This window comes from Streptomyces sp. R21 (assembly GCF_041051975.1).
GTDB lineage: Bacteria > Actinomycetota > Actinomycetes > Streptomycetales > Streptomycetaceae > Streptomyces.
Genome location: NZ_CP163435.1, coordinates 7250607 through 7272175, shown reverse-complemented (window position 1 = coordinate 7272175; position 21569 = coordinate 7250607). Strand labels below are relative to the sequence as shown.

At 71.6% G+C, this 21569-nt stretch carries 17 protein-coding genes; 9 read left to right on the top strand and 8 right to left on the bottom strand.

What is annotated here, in order from left to right; translation table 11 throughout:
- The first annotated feature begins 65 nt into the window (after positions 1–65).
- Complete coding sequence (locus tag AB5J56_RS32275) at positions 66–671, top strand: RDD family protein (RefSeq protein WP_369237741.1); 606 nt, start codon at positions 66–68, stop codon at positions 669–671.
- Here AB5J56_RS32275 and AB5J56_RS32270 read toward each other — a convergent pair.
- From AB5J56_RS32270 to AB5J56_RS32255, 4 genes are all read right to left on the bottom strand, one after another.
- The gene (locus tag AB5J56_RS32270; protein WP_369237739.1) at positions 665–1306 is read right to left on the bottom strand and encodes a spherulation-specific family 4 protein; all 642 of its coding nucleotides are present in this window, start codon (positions 1304–1306) and stop codon (positions 665–667) included. The genes AB5J56_RS32275 and AB5J56_RS32270 overlap by 7 nt on opposite strands.
- Positions 1303–2811, bottom strand: a complete 1509-nt coding sequence (locus AB5J56_RS32265; RefSeq protein ID WP_369237737.1) for a hypothetical protein — start codon at positions 2809–2811, stop codon at positions 1303–1305. Before AB5J56_RS32265 ends, AB5J56_RS32270 begins: the two co-directional genes overlap by 4 nt.
- Positions 2808–4331 carry a GT4 family glycosyltransferase PelF gene (pelF, locus tag AB5J56_RS32260; RefSeq protein WP_369237735.1) on the bottom strand — a complete coding sequence of 508 codons (1524 nt, stop codon included), beginning with the start codon at positions 4329–4331 and terminating at the stop codon, positions 2808–2810. Before pelF ends, AB5J56_RS32265 begins: the two co-directional genes overlap by 4 nt.
- A gap of 101 nt (positions 4332–4432) precedes the next feature.
- Positions 4433–6466 carry a hypothetical protein gene (locus tag AB5J56_RS32255; RefSeq protein WP_369237733.1) on the bottom strand — a complete coding sequence of 678 codons (2034 nt, stop codon included), beginning with the start codon at positions 6464–6466 and terminating at the stop codon, positions 4433–4435.
- A 346-nt stretch (positions 6467–6812) separates the two neighbouring features.
- On the opposite strand from AB5J56_RS32255, the gene AB5J56_RS32250 reads away from it, so the two are divergent.
- From AB5J56_RS32250 to sucB, 3 genes are all read left to right on the top strand, one after another.
- Positions 6813–8336, top strand: a complete 1524-nt coding sequence (locus AB5J56_RS32250) for a leucyl aminopeptidase (protein WP_369237731.1) — start codon at positions 6813–6815, stop codon at positions 8334–8336.
- Positions 8337–8697: 361 nt separating this feature from the next.
- Positions 8698–10086, top strand: a complete 1389-nt coding sequence (gene lpdA / locus AB5J56_RS32245; protein WP_369237729.1) for a dihydrolipoyl dehydrogenase — start codon at positions 8698–8700, stop codon at positions 10084–10086.
- A 91-nt stretch (positions 10087–10177) separates the two neighbouring features.
- A complete protein-coding gene (gene sucB / locus AB5J56_RS32240; protein WP_369237727.1) occupies positions 10178–11983 on the top strand; it encodes a 2-oxoglutarate dehydrogenase, E2 component, dihydrolipoamide succinyltransferase in 1806 nt (601 codons plus the stop codon).
- A gap of 60 nt (positions 11984–12043) precedes the next feature.
- Here the strand turns inward: sucB and AB5J56_RS32235 are convergent, their stop codons facing one another.
- Positions 12044–12727: a hypothetical protein gene (locus AB5J56_RS32235; RefSeq protein ID WP_369237725.1), complete on the bottom strand. Its 684-nt coding sequence runs from the start codon at positions 12725–12727 to the stop codon at positions 12044–12046.
- Between the two features lie 278 nt (positions 12728–13005).
- Here AB5J56_RS32235 and AB5J56_RS32230 point away from each other — a divergent pair, with 278 nt between their 5' ends.
- From AB5J56_RS32230 to AB5J56_RS32215, 4 genes are all read left to right on the top strand, one after another.
- Positions 13006–13629: a GntR family transcriptional regulator gene (locus AB5J56_RS32230; protein WP_369237723.1), complete on the top strand. Its 624-nt coding sequence runs from the start codon at positions 13006–13008 to the stop codon at positions 13627–13629.
- Between the two features lie 330 nt (positions 13630–13959).
- Positions 13960–16662 carry a pyruvate dehydrogenase (acetyl-transferring), homodimeric type gene (gene aceE / locus AB5J56_RS32225; RefSeq protein ID WP_369237721.1) on the top strand — a complete coding sequence of 901 codons (2703 nt, stop codon included), beginning with the start codon at positions 13960–13962 and terminating at the stop codon, positions 16660–16662.
- Between the two features lie 78 nt (positions 16663–16740).
- Entirely contained in the window at positions 16741–17712 is a 972-nt protein-coding gene (locus AB5J56_RS32220) for a helix-turn-helix transcriptional regulator (RefSeq protein ID WP_369237719.1), read from the top strand.
- A 154-nt stretch (positions 17713–17866) separates the two neighbouring features.
- A complete protein-coding gene (locus AB5J56_RS32215; RefSeq protein WP_369242932.1) occupies positions 17867–18391 on the top strand; it encodes a DUF4240 domain-containing protein in 525 nt (174 codons plus the stop codon).
- Here the strand turns inward: AB5J56_RS32215 and AB5J56_RS32210 are convergent.
- Both AB5J56_RS32210 and AB5J56_RS32205 read right to left on the bottom strand, forming a co-directional pair.
- Entirely contained in the window at positions 18375–18626 is a 252-nt protein-coding gene (locus AB5J56_RS32210) for a hypothetical protein (RefSeq protein WP_369237717.1), read from the bottom strand. The two genes, AB5J56_RS32215 and AB5J56_RS32210, sit on opposite strands and share 17 nt — an antisense overlap.
- Before the next feature lie 51 nt (positions 18627–18677).
- The gene (locus AB5J56_RS32205; protein ID WP_369237715.1) at positions 18678–19472 is read right to left on the bottom strand and encodes a peptidoglycan recognition protein; all 795 of its coding nucleotides are present in this window, start codon (positions 19470–19472) and stop codon (positions 18678–18680) included.
- 377 nt (positions 19473–19849) lie between these two features.
- Between AB5J56_RS32205 and AB5J56_RS32200 the strand changes: the two genes are divergently transcribed.
- Positions 19850–21034: a MarP family serine protease gene (locus tag AB5J56_RS32200; RefSeq protein ID WP_369237713.1), complete on the top strand. Its 1185-nt coding sequence runs from the start codon at positions 19850–19852 to the stop codon at positions 21032–21034.
- Between the two features lie 21 nt (positions 21035–21055).
- Here the strand turns inward: AB5J56_RS32200 and AB5J56_RS32195 are convergent, their stop codons facing one another.
- Positions 21056–21544, bottom strand: coding sequence for an N-acetyltransferase family protein (locus tag AB5J56_RS32195; RefSeq protein ID WP_369237711.1), 489 nt, complete (start codon positions 21542–21544; stop codon positions 21056–21058).
- Positions 21545–21569: the final 25 nt, after the last annotated feature.

Below are 21569 nucleotides of genomic sequence, written 5' to 3'. Positions count from 1 at the left end.
GACCGGTGCCGGCGGCGCTAATCTGATCCGCCGTACAGGCAAATGATCGTGATCGGGGGACGTCTGTGCCGAAACTTCGGCGGTTCGCGGCTTGGTTCATCGACTTCGCACTGGTGCTCGCGGCGGCGTCCGCGCTCGCCGTGCTCACCTTCCACCGGATCTCCGCGCTCGTGACGGACGTGCCGGACCTCGCGACGCGGGGCGGCTGGGACATCCTCACCTCGCGCGGCGATGTCATCGACGCCTCCGAGGGCTTCGGACTCCACCTCTGGCACAAGGTCGTCAGAGACGTGGAGCAGGCCTTCGGGCTCCTGGTGGTCGCCACGTTCCTCTACCAGTGGGCGTCGCTCGCCTTCACCGGACGCACGGTCGGCAAGGCCCTGCTCGGCCTCAAGGTCATGCCGAGCCCGCCGCGCCGGGCCGCGCTGCGTGCGGCGGTGACGACGACGGCCGACGTCGCCGTGTACGCGCTGGCCTGCATCCTGCTGATCGAGGGCGAGTTCGTGCTGTCGGTGCTGGTGTGGGCCGTCGCCGTGGTGATCTTCTTCCTCAACGCGCTGCCGGTGCTCTCGCCGTCCCGCCGCTCACTGGCGGACCGGCTGGCGGGGACGGCGGTCACGGGGTTCGGGCTCGGCACTCCCGGCCCTGTGTCCCCGGTTCGTACTTATTGAGCCAGGGCGTGTGGCAACGTGCCCCAGGGGTGGGCGCCGCCGCCCGGCACCGCGCAGTGCAGGCCGGCGCCCCGGGCGCGGGCCTGCTCCGCGAGATCGACGCCGGCCGGTACGCCGTACACCAGGTGACACAGTCGTGCACCGCTCCCTGTCCAGGGCTCGGTGCGCAGCCTCCGGTACGTCTGCCAGGTCCCCTCGAACGTCACCAGGACGTCGGCGATCCGGGCGTACGAAGGATGCGGCACCGTCCCGTGGTTGAGGACGAGCGCGGCGAAGCGGGCGCCCCAGGCGGTGGCGGCGAGTCCCCGGTAGTACGCGAACTCGGCGATCCCGGAGGCGACTTGGTCGAGGAACACGCCGTCGGCGCCGTACCAGGCGCGGTGCCGGGACAGGTCCCTCACGACGTCGGCCCGGGGGCGGCGGCCGTAGTCCGTGTCGGCGTAGCCGAGCACCCGGACGTCCGCCGCACGCAGGCGCGCCGCGGCTTCGGCGAAGGCCGGGTCCGGGCGGTCGCCGGGGCCGCTGGCGGGGTTGAGCACCACCGCGTGGAGTCGGGGCGCCGCCGCGATCAGGGCGTCCCATTCGGCGGGGCGGACGGACGGGTGCTCGTAGTAGGGCACGAGGAGACTCTTCATCGGTGGGCGGTCGCTCTCCCCAGCAGTCGGGACACCAGTACGGCCAGGGCGGCGGCCGCCGTGCCGTACACCGTCAGGCCCACCCAGTGCGGGCTGCCCGCGTGCGCGGCCAGTGCCGCGGTCTGGGCGAGGGCCGCCACGGCGCAGACCGCGGCGGCGCTCAGGACGGCACCGAAGGACTGGAGCAGCAGTCCCGTCCACAGGACGACACCCAGCAGGAGCAGCCCGGCGAGGCGTACGCCGGTGACGCCCGGCGCGTGCGGCCACAGGGCGGCGGTGGCCGCGGTGAGCGCGAGGAGCGCGGCGACGTAGCCGGTCAGGCACCGGACGAGGGTGAGTGCGGTGGTGCGCCGGAAGTCCTTCGGGGTGCTGCTGGAGCGCAGTGCGGTGAGGCCGGCGCTGCGGAACCGGAAGAGCAGCCATTCGGCCGGGCCCATGCTGAGGGTGAGTGCGACGGCGGCGGGGGCGGCGACGGTGCTGTGCTGGTCGCCCGCGAGGACGTCGCCGAGGGCGGCGTGGAGGACCAGGACGCCGCTGCCCAGGCCGTAGAGGGCGTACGGCAGCGCCGCGGTGAGCCGGGGGGCGTTTTTCGCCCCCTCCGCCCCTTCCCGTCCCGTCTTCCTGGGGGCTTCGCCCCCTCTCCCCCCTTGTCGCGCTGACGCGCTCGTCCTCAAACGCCGGACGGGCTGAAGGATCACCAGCGCAACCGCCGTGAGCGAGCCCAGCAGGAAGGCGAGTCTCACCCCGTTCGGCATCGGGTGCACCAGTGCCAGGGCCGCCCCCGCCGTCATCGGCAACAGGGCCACGAGCAGCGCCCGTTCGCGGCCCGTCACCAACAGGACGGTGGCCGCGGCCAGGTAACACGACTGGCCTGCGGCGAAGGCGACCGCTTCGGGGTGGGTCGGTGCGGCGGCGAAGGCGGCGAGGGAGCCGAGGAGCACGCCGGCCGGGGCGCCGATGAGCAGGGCGCGGTGGGCTGCCGGGCGGTCGCCCAGGCCCAGCCAGGAGTACGCCCGGTGGGCGAGACCCTGGTTCCAGGTCCAGCCGCACAGGGCGCCGACGAGCAGGGGCACGGTGCCGGCGGGCAGGCCGAGGCTGTCGTGCGGGCCGGCGAGGAGCGGCGCTCCGAGGACGTAGCCGAGTCCCGGCAGGGCGAAGACGATCCCGCGCAACAGGCAGCCGAGCAGGGCGAGTTGCCAGGGGTCGTGCGCCGGCCTCGCCGGTTCGGGGTAGTGGCGGTCCACACGGTCGTACAGCTCCTCCGCGAGCGCGAAGGAGTTCCTGACGCCGTAGCGCTCGCGTATCCGGTCGTCCGACATGCCGTCGGACTCCAGGAGTGCGGCGATCTCGTCGGGGTGGACCGCTGCGGCGATGAAGTCGCCGAGCCGCTCGGCAAGTTCCTCGACGGGGTCGGGTTCGGCCCAGCTCGGCGGGCGGCGCTGGCGGGGTACGGCCGGGAGGCTGTCCTCGTGGGTGCCGGGCGGTATCCGGAGGCCGCCGCTCACCAGTCGGTTCCGTCCGTGGCGAGGGCCTGGTACCAGGGGTCGCGCAGTTCGCGGGTCCAGTCGGCGACGGTCTCGACGGCCGGCTCGTACACCGTGGGGCGGCCCGCCAGTTCCTGGTAGATCGTCCGGAAAGCGTCCACGGAGCGGCGCAGGGTGAAGCGGTCGATGACCCGCTGCCGCGACAACTCGCCCAGTTTCAGGCGCCGTTCGTCGTCGCGGAGCAGAGTGAGAGCCGCCGCGGCCATCTTCTCGGGCTCGCGCGGGGGCACCACGAGTCCGGTGTCGCCGACCGCCTCGCGCACGCCGCCGACATCCGTGGAAACGGTGGTGCGGCCGCAGGACATCGCCTCGATGATCGAGAAGGGGAAGCCCTCGGAGATGGAGGAGAGCATCACCACGTGCCCGGCCGCGTAGGCGCGCCACACCTCGCTGATGCGGCCCTCGAAGGTCAGCCCGTCCGTCACGCCCAGTTCGGCGGCGAGCTTCTCCAGACGGGTGGCGTACGCCTCCCCGCCGGACGGCACCGGGCCGAACAGCCGAAGCCGGGTCTCGGGCAGTTCGGCGCGCACCATGCCGTACGCGCGCAGCAGGGTCTCCAGGTCCTTGATGGGGTCGACGCGCCCGCACCAGGTGAGGGTGGGCACCTCGGGTTCGGGTCCGGCGTGCGGGAAGGCGTGCGGGTCGACGCCGTTGTAGACCGTACGGATCCGGTCGGCGTCGGCGCCGCCGCGCTCCTCCCAGCGGCGGTTGTACTGGTTGCAGGGGGTGATGAGGTCGGCGGCGCGGTAGCCGAGCGAGTTGAGTTCGCGGTAGAAGCCGAGCATGAACGCCTTGACGGGCCAGCGCTGTTCGGCGGCGCGGTAGCCGAGGTAGCGCTCGCGCAGGTAGATGCCGTGCTCGGTGAGGAGGAACGGGACGCCGTCGAGGTGATGGGCGGCGAGGGCGGGCAGCGTGGCCAGGCCGCTGCTGACCGCGTGCGCCACGGAGTCCTCGGGGATGCGCACGCCGAGCGGTCGCAGCGCGTGTTCGAGGAGGTCGGTGGCGGTCAGCGCGTCCTGCACGGTGGGCCGGGCGGCGGCCGTGGGCAGATGCGGCATCGTCCAGATCCACATCAGGGACCGCAGCGCGGACTCGGTGCGCAGCGCCGCCGACAGCCGTCCGGCGCGGGCGAGTTCGGCCAGTTCGTAGAGCGCCCGGCCGAAGTCGCAGTGCGCTTCGGGGTCCAGGAACGAGAGCAGGAACCGCTCGTAGGTGTCGGTGAACCGGCGGCGGGCCCGGCCGACGGGCGCTCGCGTGCGCCCCGGCCGCGGGCCCCAGGTCGGTACGGAGTCATGGCGGCGGATGTTGGGCGGCAGCTCCCAGGTCACGGGTTCGCGGCCGCTGCCGGTGAGCGAGACGATGTGGAAGCCGACCTCGGGCATGCCCTTCACGAGCTGGTCGCACCAGGTGCTGACCCCGCCGTGGACGTGCGGATATGTGCCTTCGGTGAGCATGGTGACATGACGCCCTGTGCGCATCATGTGGGTTCCCCCCTGCGGAACTCTTACGGCTCGGTGGCGCACCCCGGCCGGTCCCGGCCGGGGTGCGCGTGGTGCGGCGTGCGCGCGCTGGGCGGAGTCGCTCAGGCGGGCAGCTTCAGCGTGAGCGCCGACTGCAGCACCTCGGGCGTGGTCCACGCCGAGCGCCTCCCCGCGTACGGCGTGCCGAACACGGCGGTCCCGAGCACGAGTTGCTTCCTGGTCCCCTCCGGTGCGGTCACCGGGATCTGCGTCCCGGACGGCGCCTTGACGGTGACGGTCGTGCCGATGCGGTACGCCGTGACGCTGCCGTTCGAGACGGCCGTCTGCCAGGCGGCGCGGCGCTTCAGCTCGGTGCCGATCGCGCTCTGCCGGGGGTTCTCCAGCGGGGCGTTGTCGGCGTAGAGCGCCTTGTAGCCGGCGAGCACCTTGTCCAGGACCGGGTACAGGATCCGGTCCTCGGCCAGGTTGGACTGGTGCGCGTAGTGCGGCCGCGGGTCGTTGCCCAGGGCGTGGCCGAGAGCGGTGCGCGCCTCCAGGGGGACGATGTACGACACGTAGCCGGTGGCGGTGTCCAGGGGCGCGGGCAGGCACGTGGACGAGGGGTTGTCCTCGCAGACGCCGCTGCCGCCGTCGGCCCTGGAGGTGTAGATCCAGTTGTACTCGTCGGCCATCTCGGCGGCCGTACCGGCGTTGTAGTACACGTTCATCGGGTAGCGCGGCACAGTCAGGGCGGCGCCCACCGCGCGCTGCTGCGGCTCGCGGGAGTTGTCGGAGCCGGTCCACTTGACGCCGTTGTCGGCGAGGGCGCCCGCGAGGTTCGGGTTGTCGTCGGGCTGCTGCGGAAGCGTCCTGAGGCCCGAGTGCTCACCGGTGACCAGCTCGGTCCGGTCGGTCGAAAGGCCCTTGGAGACCGCCCAGTTGTAGTTGTTCCTGATCTCCGCCGAGATGTCGGAGCGGCTCATGTACCGCGTCGACCCGTCCGCGTTCTTCGCGCAGCTCCACGGCACGGTCGTGGTGTCCTGGACACAGCCGAGGAACTGGTGGGTGTAGGTGTGGTTCACCCAGCGGTACTTGGCCTTGTCGGCGAGCAGCTGGGTCGCGGGGGCGTCCGTGCCGCCGTTCTCACTCTTCCACTCCTCGCCCGAGCCCGCGTTGAACACCATGTCGAGGGTGAAGCCGGTGCTCTGCTCCCACTGCGCGGCGTACTGGGCGTCGGCCGCCGTCATCCGGATCGGCGTGCCCTCCGCACCGCCGCCCACGCAGTCGATGTCCCCCGGCGTGCAGTTGCGGGCGGCGTCCCAGCGGGCGTCGGGCGCGAACACGTCGTCGACATGGACGGAGAAGTAGCTTCGGCTCTGCCCGAGGTGCACGCCCTGGGTCAGCCACTCGACCATGCCGCGCGCCAGCACCCGGAACTGCTGCTGGTACTGGTTGTACGCGAAGGTCACCACCAGTTCGCGGCGCCCGTCGTGCGCGTACTCGCCGACCAGGCTGCCGCGCCCCTCGCCCCCGGGCACCGCGGTGTCGACGTAACTGGTGAAGCCGGTACGGGGTTTCGCCACGTAGCCGTAACTCTCGGACACGGACGAGGAGTTGTCCTCGAACGTGAGCGGCCCGTCGAGATAGCCGAAGGGGCCCGAGGTGCCGGCCGTGGTGACCGCCGCCGCCCGGCCGTCCAGCGAGCCGGTCCAGCCGCCCTCGCTGGTGTAGTCGAGACCGACCTCCGGGTGCGCCCAGGTGTAGGCGTCGAGCTGCGGGATGCCGTACGTCTTCTCGTACGTCTCCAGAGCGGTCTGCTCGGCCGAACCCGATCCGAACGGCGCCTCGTTGGGGAGCACCACACCCTGGTACTTCGCCCGCGGGGTGCCGCTCACCGTGTCGCTCAGGAACGCCGCGTCGACCGTCGGGCGGGACGAGTCGTTGAGATTCACCGTCGTGTACGGGATCCCGGTGTTCTTCAGCTCCGCGGCGATGGCCGCCACGGGACTGTCGCCGTTGTCCACGACGAGCACCTTGAGATCGATGCGCGGCGCCGTCGCCGCCGAAGCGCCGGGCGCTCCCAGTCCCACGGCCAGCAGGCCGACGGTCGTCAGACCGGCGGCCGCGTTTCTCCATCTGAGCGCAACTTGCGCCATGGTCGGACCTTCCCCCCAGAGATCCTCTTTGTGGTATTTCAGAGGAGGATCCGTGGAAATGATGCAAAGCGGCGAGCGGGTCGCTCACCGGAACACGACGAGTGTGGACCAGGTCACATGGAGTGATGGGTGAGAAGTAGCCACGACGCCACCCACAGGTGAACGCCCGTAGGAATGAGCGAAACCCGGGCCCGCGCGTAGGCTCGTCCCGGACGTCTGACCGCCCCCGCCGAGACCGCCCCCGTCGAGACCTCACCTTCGGGCCGGATCTAGGGTCAGTCCTCGGGCCCGGTCGACCCATCCCAGATCGACCTCAGCAACTCAATGGAAGCGAGATTTCACCACCGTGACTGCTCTCACTCTCAGCACCGCCGCGGCGTCCGGACTGCGGGCCGACGCGATCGTCGTCGGTGTCGCGAAGGGCGACAAGGGCCCGGTCGTCGCGCCGGGCGCCGAGGCCGTGGACAAGGCCTACGACGGCCGGCTCGCCGACGTCCTTCAGACCCTCGGCGCGTCCGGCGCCGAGGGCGAGGTGACGAAGCTGCCCGCACCCTCCGGTTTCAAGGCGCCCGTCGTGGTCGCCGTCGGACTGGGAGCGGCCCCCGAGGACGACGAGACGTACGGCGCCGAGGAACTGCGCCGCGCCGCCGGTGCCGTCGCCCGCGCCCTGGCCGGTTCCAAGAAGGCCGCCTTCGCCCTGCCGATCACCGACGCCGCCGACGCGGGCGCCGTCGCCGAGGGTGCCCTGCTCGGCGCGTACGCCTTCGACGCGTACAAGGAGAACGGCAAGAACGCCAAGGGCAACGGCAAGGCCCCGCTCGCCGAGGTGGCGCTGCTCGGCGGCAAGCCCCGCGACAAGGCGTACAAGGCCGCGATCGAGCGCGCCGTCGCCGTGAGCGAGGAGCTCAACCGCGCCCGCGACCTCATCAACACCCCGCCGAACGACCTGGACCCGGAGGCGTTCGCCGCCGTCGCGCAGGTCGCCGCCAAGGAGCACGGCATCAAGGTGGAGGTGCTCGACGAGAAGGCCCTGGCCAAGGGCGGCTTCGGCGGCATCCTCGGCGTGGGCGCCGGTTCCGAGGCCCCGCCGCGTCTGGTGAAGCTGTCGTACAGCAGCTCCAAGGCGAAGAAGCACCTGGCGTTCGTCGGCAAGGGCATCACCTACGACTCGGGCGGCATCTCGCTGAAGCCCGCCGGGCACAACGAGACGATGAAGTGCGACATGAGCGGTGCGGCGGCGGTCTTCGCCGCCGTGGTCGCCGCCGCGCGCCTCGGCCTCGAAGTGAACGTCACCGGCTGGCTGGCGCTCGCCGAGAACATGCCGTCGGGCTCCGCCACCCGCCCCGGCGACGTGCTGCACATGTACAGCGGCAAGACCGTCGAGGTCCTCAACACCGACGCCGAGGGCCGCCTGGTCCTCGCGGACGCGCTGTGGAAGGCGTCCGAGGAGAAGCCGGACGCGATCGTCGACGTGGCGACGCTGACCGGCGCCATGGTGCTGGCCCTCGGCAACCGCACCTTCGGTGTGATGGCCAACGACGACGCCTTCCGCGCCGCCATCGTCGACGCCGCCGAGGAGGTCGGCGAGGAGTCCTGGCCGATGCCGCTGCCCGAGCACCTGCGCAAGGGCATGGACTCCCCCACCGCCGACATCGCCAACATGGGCGAGCGCATGGGCGGCGGCCTGGTCGCCGGCCTGTTCCTCCAGGAGTTCGTCGGCGAGGGCATCACCTGGGCGCACCTCGACATCGCCGGCCCGGCCTTCAACGAGTCGGCCCCCTTCGGCTACACCCCCAAGGGCGGCACCGGCTCCGCGGTCCGCACCCTGGTCCGCCTCGCCGAGCTGACGGCGGAGGGCGAGCTGGGCTGAGTCCCCTGAGTTCGCTGTACGGCCCCGGGCATCGCACTCATGCCCGGGGCCGCGCTCATTCCGGGGGCCGTACTCATGCGCGAACGGCACTCCACATGGGCGTACGACGATTTCGCCCTCAACGAAACTCGACGAAATCCGTACGTTCGCACACGGCCGCGACCTCGCGAGCTGATGGAGACGTGATGGATCAGACGTCTCACACCCCGGCCCGGCGTCCCGCCACCCGTCGACAAGTGCGAAGATGGGTTCTCGGCAGGACAGGGCCCCCACCACAGGGCCGAAGAAAGAGCGGCCGGACACCAGCCGCCGCCCGGTCACTGACGACCGGCGTACGGCGCACATGCATGGAGGACGTGACGTGGCGAACGACGCCAGCACCGTTTTCGACCTAGTGATCCTCGGCGGCGGTAGCGGCGGTTACGCCGCGGCGCTGCGCGGAGCGCAGCTGGGCCTGGACGTCGCCCTGATCGAGAAGGGCAAGGTCGGCGGAACCTGCCTGCACAACGGCTGCATCCCCACCAAGGCTCTGCTGCACGCCGGCGAGATCGCCGACCAGGCCCGCGAGGCCGGTCAGTTCGGCGTGAAGACCACCTTCGAGGGCATCGACATCGCGGCCGTCCACAAGTACAAGGACGGCGTCATCTCGGGCCTGTACAAGGGTCTGCAGGGTCTTATCGCGTCCCGCAAGGTGACGTACATCGAGGGCGAGGGCCGTCTGTCGTCCCCGACCTCGGTCGACGTGAACGGCCAGCGCATCCAGGGCCGCCACGTGCTCCTCGCGACCGGCTCCGTGCCGAAGTCGCTGCCGGGCCTGGAGATCGACGGCAACCGCATCATCTCGTCCGACCACGCGCTGGTCCTGGACCGCGTCCCGCAGTCCGCGATCGTGCTCGGCGGCGGCGTCATCGGCGTCGAGTTCGCCTCGGCGTGGAAGTCCTTCGGCACCGACGTGACGGTGATCGAGGGCCTCAAGCACCTCGTCCCGGTCGAGGACGAGAACTCCTCCAAGCTTCTTGAGCGCGCGTTCCGCAAGCGCGGCATCAAGTTCAACCTGGGCACCTTCTTCTCGAAGGCCGAGTACACCGCGAACGGTGTCAAGGTCACCCTTGCCGACGGCAAGGAGTTCGAGGCCGAGGTGCTGCTCGTCGCCGTCGGCCGCGGCCCGGTCTCGGCCGGCCTCGGCTACGAGGAGCAGGGCGTCGCGATGGACCGCGGCTACGTCCTGGTCGACGAGTACATGCGGACGAACGTCCCGACGATCTCCGCCGTCGGTGACCTGGTCCCGACGCTCCAGCTCGCGCACGTCGGCTTCGCCGAGGGCATCCTGGTGGCGGAGCGTCTGGCCGGTCTCAAGACCGTTCCGATCGACTACGACGGTGTCCCCCGGGTGACGTACTGCCACCCCGAGGTCGCCTCCGTGGGGATCACCGAGGCCAAGGCCAAGGAGATCTACGGCGCGGACAAGGTCGTCGCTCTGAAGTACAACCTCGCGGGCAACGGCAAGAGCAAGATCCTGAACACCTCGGGCGAGATCAAGCTCGTCCAGGTCAAGGACGGTGCCGTGGTCGGCGTCCACATGGTCGGTGACCGTATGGGCGAGCAGGTCGGCGAAGCCCAGCTGATCTACAACTGGGAAGCGCTGCCCGCCGAGGTCGCCCAGCTGATCCACGCCCACCCGACGCAGAACGAGGCGCTCGGCGAGGCCCACCTGGCCCTCGCGGGCAAGCCGCTGCACTCGCACGACTGATCCAGTCCCGGCTGAATTCAGTCACCGCGTCGCACCTGGGCGCGACGACGACCACAGACTTCCGCACCATTCGTAAGGAGCAACAGAAACCATGGCGGTTTCCGTAACCCTTCCGGCGCTCGGTGAGAGCGTCACCGAGGGCACTGTCACTCGCTGGCTGAAGGCCGAGGGCGAGCGCGTCGAGGCCGACGAGCCGCTGCTGGAGGTGTCGACCGACAAGGTCGACACCGAGATCCCCTCGCCCGCCGCCGGAGTGCTCGCGTCCATCAAGGTCGCCGAGGACGAGACGGTGGAGGTCGGCGCCGAGCTGGCCATCATCGACGACGGCACGGGCGCGCCCGCTGCCGCAGCCCCGGCTCCGGCCGCCGAGCCCGAGCCGGCCCCCGCGGCCGCTCCGGCCCCGGTCGCCGAGGCCCCCGCGGCTCCGGCCGCCCCGGCCCCCGCCGCCGCCCCCGCCGCTCCGGCCGGTGGCGCCTCCGGTACCGACGTCGTGCTGCCCGCGCTGGGCGAGTCGGTCACCGAGGGCACCGTCACCCGCTGGCTGAAGCAGGTCGGCGAGGAGGTCGCGGAGGACGAGCCGCTGCTCGAGGTCTCCACCGACAAGGTCGACACCGAGATCCCGTCGCCGGTCGCCGGCGTCCTGCTGGAGATCGTCGTCGGCGAGGACGAGACGGCGGAGGTCGGCGCCAAGCTGGCCGTCGTCGGTGCGCCGGGTGCCGCCCCCGCGGCAGCCCCCGCCGCTCCGGCCGCGCCCGCCGCCGCTGCCCCGGCTCCGGCTGCTCCCGCGGCCCCCGCCGCGCCCGCCGCTCCGGCTCCGGCCCCCGCTGCTCCGGCCGCCCCGGCCGCCCCGACCGCCGCCGCTCCGGCTCCGGTCCAGCCCGCGGCCCCGGCTCCCGCGCCGGTCGCGGCCGCCCCCGTCACCCCGGCCCCGGCTCCCGCCGCGACCTCCGGTGACGACGGCGCCTACGTGACCCCGCTGGTGCGCAAGCTCGCCGCCGAGAACGGCGTCGACCTGGCCTCCGTCAAGGGCACCGGCGTCGGCGGTCGTATCCGCAAGCAGGACGTCCTCGCCGCCGCCGAGGCCGCGAAGGCCGCCGCCGCTGCTCCGGCTCCGGCCGCTGCCGCCCCGGCCGCCGCCACCGCCGCGAAGAAGACTCCGACCCTGGAGGCCTCCCCGCTGCGTGGCCAGACCGTCAAGATGCCCCGCATCCGCAAGGTCATCGGCGACAACATGGTGAAGGCCCTGCACGAGCAGGCCCAGCTGTCCTCGGTCGTCGAGGTCGACATCACCAAGCTGATGAAGCTCCGCGCGCAGGCGAAGGACTCCTTCGCGGCCCGCGAGGGCGTCAAGCTCTCCCCGATGCCGTTCTTCGTGAAGGCGGCGGCCCAGGCGCTGAAGGCCCACCCGGCCGTCAACGCCCGGATCAACGTCGAAGAGGGCACGATCACCTACTTCGACACCGAGAGCATCGGTATCGCGGTGGACTCCGAGAAGGGCCTGATGACCCCGGTCATCAAGCACGCGGGCGACCTGAACATCGCCGGTATCGCCAAGGCCACCGCCGACCTGGCGGGCAAGGTCCGGGCGAACAAGATCACCCCGGACGAGCTGTCCGGCGCGACCTTCACGATCAGCAACACCGGTTCGCGCGGCGCGCTCTTCGACACGATCATCGTGCCGCCGAACCAGGTCGCGATCCTGGGCATCGGCGCCACGGTCAAGCGTCCGGCCGTCATCGAGACGGAAGAGGGCACCGTCATCGGCGTCCGCGACATGACGTACCTGACGCTCTCCTACGACCACCGTCTGGTGGACGGCGCCGACGCGGCCCGTTACCTGACCGCGGTCAAGGCGATCCTGGAAGCGGGCGAGTTCGAGGTCGAGCTCGGCCTGTAATCCGCATCCGTACGCCTGCGACGCCCCTGTCCGGAACCTTCCGGGCGGGGGCGTCGCGGTCTACTGCGGCTTGAGGGTCCTGTCCGTCCACAGGACCAGCGTCTCGACCCACACGTTCGGGATCTCCGTCTGGTAGGCGGGCGTCAGATGCCGTGTCCGGTACGCCTTCAGGACGTCGTACGTAGCGTCGAGGCAGTCCCGGGAGCCGAGGTCACCGGAGTCCGGGTCGATGCCGACGAGGAAGCCGCGCTGCTCGACCTCGGTGATCTTCGCGCGGGCCGACGACACGTCACTGGTGGCGGAACCGGTGCAGCGGTAGCGGGTGTACGGGTGCTTCGACCTGCCGGGGTTGTGGGTGTCCCGGGACATGTCGCCGAGCATCCGGGCGTACGTGCCCTCCGCGTGCCAGGCGCCGATGTAGCCGCCGGGCGGGGTGTACAGGGCGTTGGTCGGGTTCTCGACGGCGCCGTAGACCCAGCGGTCGGTGCCGGTGACCCGGAAGCCCCAGCCGGTGTGGCCGAACTTCTGGGCGCCGTCCGGCTTGACGAAGACGCAGGCGCCGCCGGGGCCCGTGGGCTGACCGGCCGAGCCGGCGCCCACCGGGGCGGTCCCCGTCTGCGTACCGCTCGGCTCGCCCGCCGCCGAGGTGTCCATCGGCTGGCAGCCCGTCAGGCCCAGGACCGTCCCGGCCACGGCCGCCGCGATCCCCCAACGCAGTGCCCGCTTGCGTCCCCGTCCGCTCATGACATCCCCCTGATGGCCCAGCGGCACCCCTGGCGGAAGCCCCTGTGCTCACCGCCACACGTTTTTGCGGCCCGGAGGTTCAACGGGTGACACGGCCGTGACACCGCCGGGTCTTACCCGGTACGGGTCTTTACAAAGGACAGCCCTCTGGGGGCGTGTAAGTCTCGTCTCACCTGCGCGAAAGCGCCCCCGTGCGCCCCTCACCGGGGGAAGCCCGGCCTTATTGTCTAAACGTCAAACGCCCTTGGGGCCGGTGCGCCCCTCCCGAAGGAGCCCTCATGACCGCGCCCGTCGTCCACTCGCTGCGCGAACAGATCCGCGAGCACATCGTGGAGGGGATCGTCAGCGGGCGCTGGAAGCCGGGCGAGCGGATCGTGGAGCGCCGGATCGCGACCGAGCTCGAGGTCAGCCAGACGCCCGTACGGGAGGCGCTGCGCGAGCTGGAGTCGCTGCGCCTGATCGAGTCGGCCCCCAACAAGGGCGTACGGGTGCGGAATCTGACCGCCGCCGACCTGGAGGAGAGCTATCCGGTCCGGGCCGGTCTGGAGGCCATCGCGGCGGAGCTGGCGGCCGGGCGGCTCGCCGAGGACTGCTCGGCCCTGGAGCCGCACGTCGCCGCGCTGTACGAGGCCGACCGCCTGGCGGACGGTACCGGCCAGGTCCGCCACACGGTCGCCTTCCACCGCGAACTCGTCCGCGCCGCGAACAACTCCGTGCTCCTGCACACCTGGGAGGGCCTGGGCATCGAGGTGTTCACGGCGCTGTCCATCCGCTGGCTGGGCACGGTCCAGCAGTCGTACGCGGAGGAGCACGAGGCGCTCGTGGAGGCCTTCCGGCGGCGGGATCCGCTGATCGCGGAACTGGTGAAGGCCCATGTACTCGGGTGCGCGCCGCGGCCGTGAGCGGCACCCGCGTGCGCCTCGGCGGTCCCGGCACAGCGGAGCGAGTAGCCGCTCAGACGTGTCCCGACCTGCGTAAACCTTCGATTTCAAGGCACCCCGTGCCTGCCCTGAAGGCACCGGGTGCCGACTTTCTCGGCTTGAAGAGGTTTTCCCCTTCAACCCTTTGATCGATCATCGATCAGGGAGTTACAGTCACCGACGGGCTCCTACAAGAGCCCGCCGCCCTGTCCTGCCAAAGACCAAGGGCACCCCCGAATACCCCTTACCGCTGAGGGAGAGCGTCGAAGGAACCCCCTTCGCGTGCCCCCTCCGTATCCGGAAGGCGGCGCAATGACCGACCCCACCGCAATCCAGCCGAGCGAGCTCGACCAGCTCCCGGACCGCGACCCCGAGGAGACCGCCGAATGGCAGGCCTCCCTGGATGCCGTCACCAAGGCGGCCGGGCCGCACCGTGCCGCGTACCTGATGCGCCGCACACTGGAACGCGCCGAGGGCAACGGTCTCGCGCTGCCCAAGCTGCTTGAGACCGACTACGTCAACACCATCCCCACCTCCGCCGAACCCGTCGTGGACGGCGACGAGGAGATGGAGCGGAAGATCACCGCGTGGAACCGCTGGAACGCGGCCGCGATGGTCACCCGGGGCAGCAAGTACGGCGTGGGCGGCCACATCGCCACCTTCGCCTCCGCCGCCTGGCTCTACGAGACCGGCTTCAACCACTTCTTCAAGGGCAAGGAGGCCGACGGGTCCGGCGACCAGCTCTACATCCAGGGCCACGCCTCCCCCGGCATCTACGCCCGCGCCTTCCTCGACGGCCGGCTCAGCGAGCAGCACCTCGACCGCTTCCGCCAGGAGTCCGGCGGCAACGGTCTGCCGTCGTACCCGCACCCGCGCCGCCTGCCGTGGCTCTGGGAGTTCCCGACCGTCTCCATGGGCCTCGGCCCGCTGTCGGCGATCTACCAGGCGCGGTTCAACCGCTACCTCACCAACCGCGGCATCAAGGACGTCTCGCAGTCGCACGTGTGGGCGTTCCTCGGTGACGGCGAGATGGACGAGCCGGAGTCGACGGCGGCACTCGCTCTCGCCTCCCGCGAGGGTCTGGACAACCTGACCTTCGTCATCAACTGCAACCTGCAGCGCCTCGACGGCCCGGTCCGCGCGAACTTCAAGATCGTGCAGGAGCTGGAGGCCCAGTTCCGCGGCGCCGGCTGGAACGTCGTGAAGACGCTGTGGGGCACGGCCTGGGACGAGCTGTTCCGGCTCGACACCACGGGCGCGCTGGTACGCCGGCTGCGCCAGGTACCCGACGCGCAGGTGCAGACGTACCAGACGCGCGACGCCGCCTACATCCGCCAGGACTTCTTCGGCTCGGACCCGGCGCTCGTCGAGATGGCGAAGCTGCTGAGCGACGACAAGATCCTCGAGTGCTTCCACCTCTCCCGCGGCGGTCACGAGGCGCGCAAGGTGTACGCCGCCTACCGCGCGGCCCTCGCCCACAAGGGCGCGCCGACCGTGATCCTGGCCCAGACGGTCAAGGGCCACACGCTCGGCGAGGGCTTCGCGTCCAAGAACGCCAACCACCAGATGAAGAAGCTGACGGTGGACGAGTTCAAGAAGATGCGTGACGTCCTCGAACTCCCCATCTCCGACAGCCAGTTCATCGACGGCCAGGTGCCCTACGGCCACCCGGGCGCCGACGCCCCCGAGGTCCGCTACCTCCAGGACCGCCGCGCGGCCCTCGGCGGCCCGGCCCCGGCCCGCCGTACGCACGCGCTCGCGCCGCTGCCCGCGGCCCCCGACAAGGCGTTCGCGTCCTTCGACAAGGGCTCCGGCTCGCAGAACGTGGCGACGACGATGGCGTTCGTCCGCCTGGTCAAGGACCTGGTCCGCGACAAGGAGACCGGCAGGCGCTGGGTGCCGATCGTCCCCGACGAGGCGCGCACCTTCGGCATGGAGAGCCTCTTCCCCTCCCTCGGCATCTACTCGCCCAAGGGCCAGACGTACGAGCCGGTCGACCGCGACCAGCTGATGTACTACAAGGAGGCCAAGGACGGCCAGATCCTCAACGAGGGGATCACCGAGGCCGGTTCCATGGCGGACTTCATCGCCGCGTCCACCGCGTACTCCACGCACGGCGAAGCGATGATCCCGTTCTACATCTTCTACTCGATGTTCGGCTGGCAGCGCACTGCCGACCAGATGTGGCAGCTCGGCGACCAGCTGGGCCGCGGCTTCCTGGTGGGCGCCACGGCCGGCCGTACGACGCTGACGGGCGAGGGCCTCCAGCACGCGGACGGGCACTCCCCCGTGATCGCCGCGACCAACCCGGCCGCGCTGTCGTACGACCCGGCGTTCGCGTACGAGATCGCGACCATCGTCAAGGACGGTCTGCGCCGGATGTACGGCGAGGCCGCGCCCGGCGAGGACCAGAACGTCTTCTACTACCTGACGGTCTACAACGAGCCGATGCCGCAGCCCGCCAAGCCGGCCGGCCTCGGCATCGACGAGGGCATCCTCAAGGGCCTGTACCGCTTCAACACGGCCGAGTCGGCGGGCCTCTCGCCCGTGGCCAACGCCGCGCGCATCCAGCTCATCGGCTCCGGTACGGCGATCCACTGGACCCTGAAGGCGCAGCAGCTGCTCGCCGAGGAGTGGGGCGTGGCCGCCGACGTGTGGTCCGCGACGTCCTGGACCGAGCTGCGGCGCGACGCCCTGGAGGCCGACGCGGCGCTGCTGCGCGGCGAGGAGCGCGTGCCGTTCGTCCGCCAGGCGCTGCACGGTGCCGAGGGCCCGGTGCTCGCGGTCTCCGACTACATGCGCCAGGTACCCGACCAGATCGCCCAGTGGGTCGAGCAGGACTACTCCTCGCTCGGCGCCGACGGCTTCGGTCTCTCCGACACCCGCGAGGCCGCGCGCCGCCACTTCGGCGTCGACGCCGAGTCGATCGTCGTCGCGGCGCTGGCGCAGCTCGCCCGCCGCGGTGAGGTGAAGGCGTCCGCGGTGAAGGAAGCACGGGAGCGGTACGGCCTGTAAGGGCTGCTGGTTCTCGGTGAAGGGGTACGGCGGTCGCCGTGCCCCTTCGCTGTCAGTGGGGCCCGGCATCATGAACGTATGCGTGCTGCCCGGCTGATCAAGATGGTGCTGCTGCTCCAGTCCCGGCCGTCGATGACCGCCGGTGAGCTGGCGCGGGAGCTGGAGGTGTCCGAGCGGACGATCACGCGGGACGCGCAGGCGCTGTCGGAGGCGGGCGTTCCGGTGTACGCGGACCGGGGGCGCACCGGCGGGTACCGGCTGATCGGCGGATATCGGACACGGCTGACGGGGCTCGCACGCGGCGAGGCCGAGGCACTGTTCCTGTCGGGGGTGCCGGGGGCGCTGCGCGAGATGGGGCTGGAGGACGCGGCCTCGGCGGCCCGGTTGAAGGTGTCCGCCGCGCTGCTGCCCTCCCTGCGGGACGCCTCGCGGACGGCGGCGCAGCGCTTCCATCTGGACGCGCCGAACTGGTTCACGGAGCCGAAGGCGCCCGAGCTGCTGCCCGCCGTCGCCGACGCGGTGTGGGACGACCGGCGGATCACCGCGCGCTACCGGAGCCGGGAGGCCGAGGTGGAGCGGGAGCTGGAGCCGTACGGGCTCGTGCTCAAGGCGGGGGTCTGGTATCTGTGCGCGCGGGTGCCGGAGGCGGGGTCGTTCCGGGTCTACCGGATCGACCGGTTCACCGCGGTGGAGCCCGCGCAGGAGCGCTTCGGCCGCGCCGAGGGGTTCGACCTGCCAGGGTTCTGGGAGGAGCGGGCCGAGGAGTTCGCGCGGTCGATCCTGCGGGCCGAGGTCGTCGTACGGCTCTCTGCCGAAGGGGTGCGGAGACTGGCGTACGCCGTTGACGCCGGGGCCGCGCGGGAGGCGCTTGCGGGCTGCGGTGACCCGGATGCCGGGGGTTGGGTGACCGCCACGCTGCCCGTGGAGTCGGAGGAGGTCGCGCACACACAGTTGACGGCGCTGGGGGCGGAGGTGGAGGTGCTGTCGCCGGAGGCGTTGCGGGACCGCTTCGCGGGGGATGCGGAGCGGCTGGCGGCGCTCTATCGGTAGCCGGGACCGCCGTTGGCCCGGCGAGGCAGGCACTCTGCTCCCCCGCTCCGCGGCGGGCCTGCCCATCTGCCCCATTCCTTCGGCATGTGCACGCATAACAATCTGCGGCACTCCACGTGCGTCCCTCCCGTCCAGGCCCGATGCTTGACCCGTGATGGACGAGACGGAGTTCTGGGAGCTGGTGGACACGACCCGCGAGGGCGCCGAGGGCGACCCCGAGGAGCACGCCGACCTGCTCATCGAGCGGCTCACCCGCCTGGACCCGGACTCGGTCCTCGACTTCGCCCGGCACTTCGAGTCCCGCTACAACCGCGCGTACCGCTGGGATCTGTGGGGCGCGGCCTGGGTGTTGCTCGACGGTGCGAGCGACGACGCCTTCGACTTCTTCCGGTGCTGGCTGATCGGCCAGGGCCGCGAGGTCTTCGAGGGCGCGCTGCACGACCCGGACTCGCTCGCCGATCTCCTGGACGACTTCGACGAGGACCTCGACGGCGACGGCGAGGAGCTGGGGTACGCGGCGGACGAGGCGTACGAGCAGCTCACCGGGGTCGTCGCCCCCGACCTGGGCATTCCGCCCGCGGCCCCCGAGCCGGAGGGCACCCCGGTCGACTTCGAGAACGAGTCGGCCCTCATGGAGCGCTATCCCAAGCTGTGGGAGCGGTTCAAGAACTCGCGGTGACGTACGGCGGCACCGTACGGGGCGCTGCCGTCTCGTAGGCGTGCGCGTGGTGGAGCGGGGCCGCGTTCGCCCGGTCCAGCGCGGATGCCGTGACGGCGGCCGGGCCGATGACGACGCTCACCACCGCGCACGCCACGGTCCACGGGCTGCGCAGGACGTCGGCCCAGCGATCAGTGGCCTTCGAGGTCTTCGTGGTGTTCGTGGTGTTCCTGGTGTTCGTACGGCTGCTGCTCATGTTCCCCACCTCCAGTCGGCTGTACGCAGACAAAGCTAGGGAGCGGGGATCTCAAGGCCCCTTGAGCTGACTATGGGCTGTCTGTGGGTGCTCCCGAGGCCCGAATGACTGGCGGCTCTGGAGGCGGGCGGCGGTCTCCCGGATCTCGGGGAGTTTGGCGGTCAGGGCGGCTCCGGGGCAGCTGGTCATGAAGCCCGCGTTGTGGCCGGCGAGGGTGGGCAGCTCCGCGGCGGTGCCGGCCGCGTACCGGCTGAGGTTGTTGCTGGAGACGAGGCGGACGCTGGCGCGCGGGTCGACGCCGGAGAGGCCCAGCTTCCACGCGGCGAGGGCGGCGATCGCGTCGACCATCGCCTGCGGCACGGACGTTCCCGCGGTGAAGGTGCCGATGGCGGCGATGCCGGCGGTGCGGTGGTTGAAGCCCTGGGTGTGGGCGCCGGTGACGGGCCGGTCGACGCCGCCCGCGCGGCCCTCGTAGATGGTGCCGCAGCGGTCGACGAGGAAGTTGTAGCCGATGTCGTCCCAGTGCCGGGCGCCGATCTGACCGGAGTAGAGGTAGCGGATGATGCGGGGCGCGTCGGCGCAGTCGTATCCGTTGGGCGAGTCGGTGTGGTGGATGAAGACGGCGACGACACGGTCGTCGTAGCGGGCGGGCGGGGGGTTCCCCGGCACGCTCGCGTCCAGCCAGCGCGATCGGGGCACGATGACGGGCCGGGGGGCGGAGTGCGCCACGGCGGGCCGGGCGGCGACCGGGGTCCGGCCGGGGTGGGCCCCCGTACGGTCCACCCCGGCCGAGCAGAGGACGAGCGCGAGAACGGCGGCGAGCCCGGGCAGGACGGCGAGCACCATCAGCACGCCCCGCGGCACACGCCCCGCGCATCGGGCACGCACCCTCGACAGCCGCTCACGCGCCCTCAGCGAGGGCACGTCCGCCGCGACCGGCAGACGTACCGCGCGCCGCAGCCGGGCGGCACCGGGTATTCGTGGCCGCGCGGCTCGCCGTACTCGTGGCCCCCGCGCTCTCCGGAACACACGCATGAGCCCACCCTGACCCCGATCCGTCCGCCTCGCGATGTGTGGTGTGCCACCTGGTGGAACCATCGTCCTGGTCCGGGACGTTTTTACAGGTCCAGGCGTGCGTGCCCGGTTTTCCGGCATCGCGCGCGCACGGCTGATCACTGGGCCCGCCCCGCGCGTACTAAGGGGCCCCAGAGAAAGGCGGCTCCGTGGACGTGCTCGACATCCTGCTGTTGCTGGTGATCCTCGCCTACGCGGCGTCCGGATACCGGCGCGGCCTGGTCGCGGGCTGTGTCTCGCTGGCCGGTTTCGTGGGCGGTGCCGCCATCGGTGTATGGGTGCTGCCGTGGGTGATGGACCTGGTGGAGGCGGGGACACCGACGGCGACGCTGACCGCGGTGCTGACGGTGCTGGTGCCGGCGGTGGTCGGGCACGAGCTGATGGGCCGGCTCGCGCTGCGGCTGCGCCGCGAGCTGGAGCGCGGGCCGCTGCGGGTCGCGGACGGGGTGGGCGGGGCCGCGGCGAACACGCTCGCGGTGCTGCTGGTGGCCTGGGTGGCGGCGAGCGTGCTGGGCGCGTCGTCGTCCGCCGTGGTCACGCAGTCGATCCGCAACTCGGCGCTGCTGGGCGCCGTACAGAAGACGATGCCGGACACGACCCCTACCTGGTTCTCGCGGGCGACCTCGGCGCTCACGGAGGCGGGCTTCCCGCAGGTCTTCAACCCGTTCGAGAACGAGCCGACGGCGGGCGTGGCCAAGCCCTCCGGGGACAGCGTCACGGCGAGCGCGACGAACGCCGCCAAACTGAGCACGGTCAAGGTCGAGGGCGTCGCCGGGAACCAGGGGCGCGAGGGCAGCGGTTTCGTCTACGCGGCGCAGCATGTGATCACCAACGCCCATGTGGTGGCGGGCATCGACGAGCCGAACGTACGGGTGGGCGGGGTGGGCCGGGCGTACGACGCGAAGGTGGTGCTCTTCGACCCGGACAAGGACGTCGCGGTGCTGTACGTGCCGGAGCTGCGGGCGCCCGTGCTCCGCTTCGACGACGGTGCCTCGCGCGGCGACTCGGCGGTCGTGGCGGGCTACCCGCAGGACGGCGGCCTCGACCTCCAGGCGGCCACGGTCGCGAACCGGATCCACGCGAGGGGCCAGAACATCTACAGCTCGGACACCGTCACCCGCGAGATCTACTCCATCCGCTCCACGGTCCGCCCGGGCAACTCGGGCGGACCGCTGCTGACCACCACGGGCCGGGTGTACGGCGTGGTCTTCGCCCGCTCGACGTCGGACGACGAGACGGGGTACGTGCTGACGGCGGACGAGGTCGCGGGCGACGCCGGGCGCGCGGCGACGGCGACGACGCCGGTGGACACGGGCGACCTGGTCACCTCATGAACGACGGCACCCCGTGCCACCTCACAGGAAACGCCCCATGAGTACGTCGTCCACGTACTCCCCCTCCAGGAGGAACTCCTCGGGCAGGATCCCCTCCACGACGAAGCCCTCCGACTCGTAGAGCTTGCGGGCCGGGGCGTTGTGTCCGAGGACGCGCAGCGTGATCCGGCGCGCCCCCAGCCGGCGGGCCCGCTCCTGCACGGCGCGCAGGAGCGCCCGCCCGACGCCGGTGCCGCGCGCCGCGTCGGCGACGACGAGGCCCTGGATCTGCCGGACGTGGGTGTTGCAGGCGAGCGAGGTGGGGTAGCCGAGCTTGATGTAGCCGACGAGTTCGCCGTCGATCTCGGCGACCAGATGGTCCTGCGGCCCGAACCGCTCGTTGTAGAAGGATTCGTACGGCGGCTCGGGGCGCGGCTGGACGGCGTGCAGCGGAGACCAGTTGGCACGGTCGAGGCGGCCGAGGACGTCCTCGTCGTCGAGGGTGGCGGTGCGTATGTGAGGTACGGGCATGGAGGTCACTGTAGGACGGCGGCGG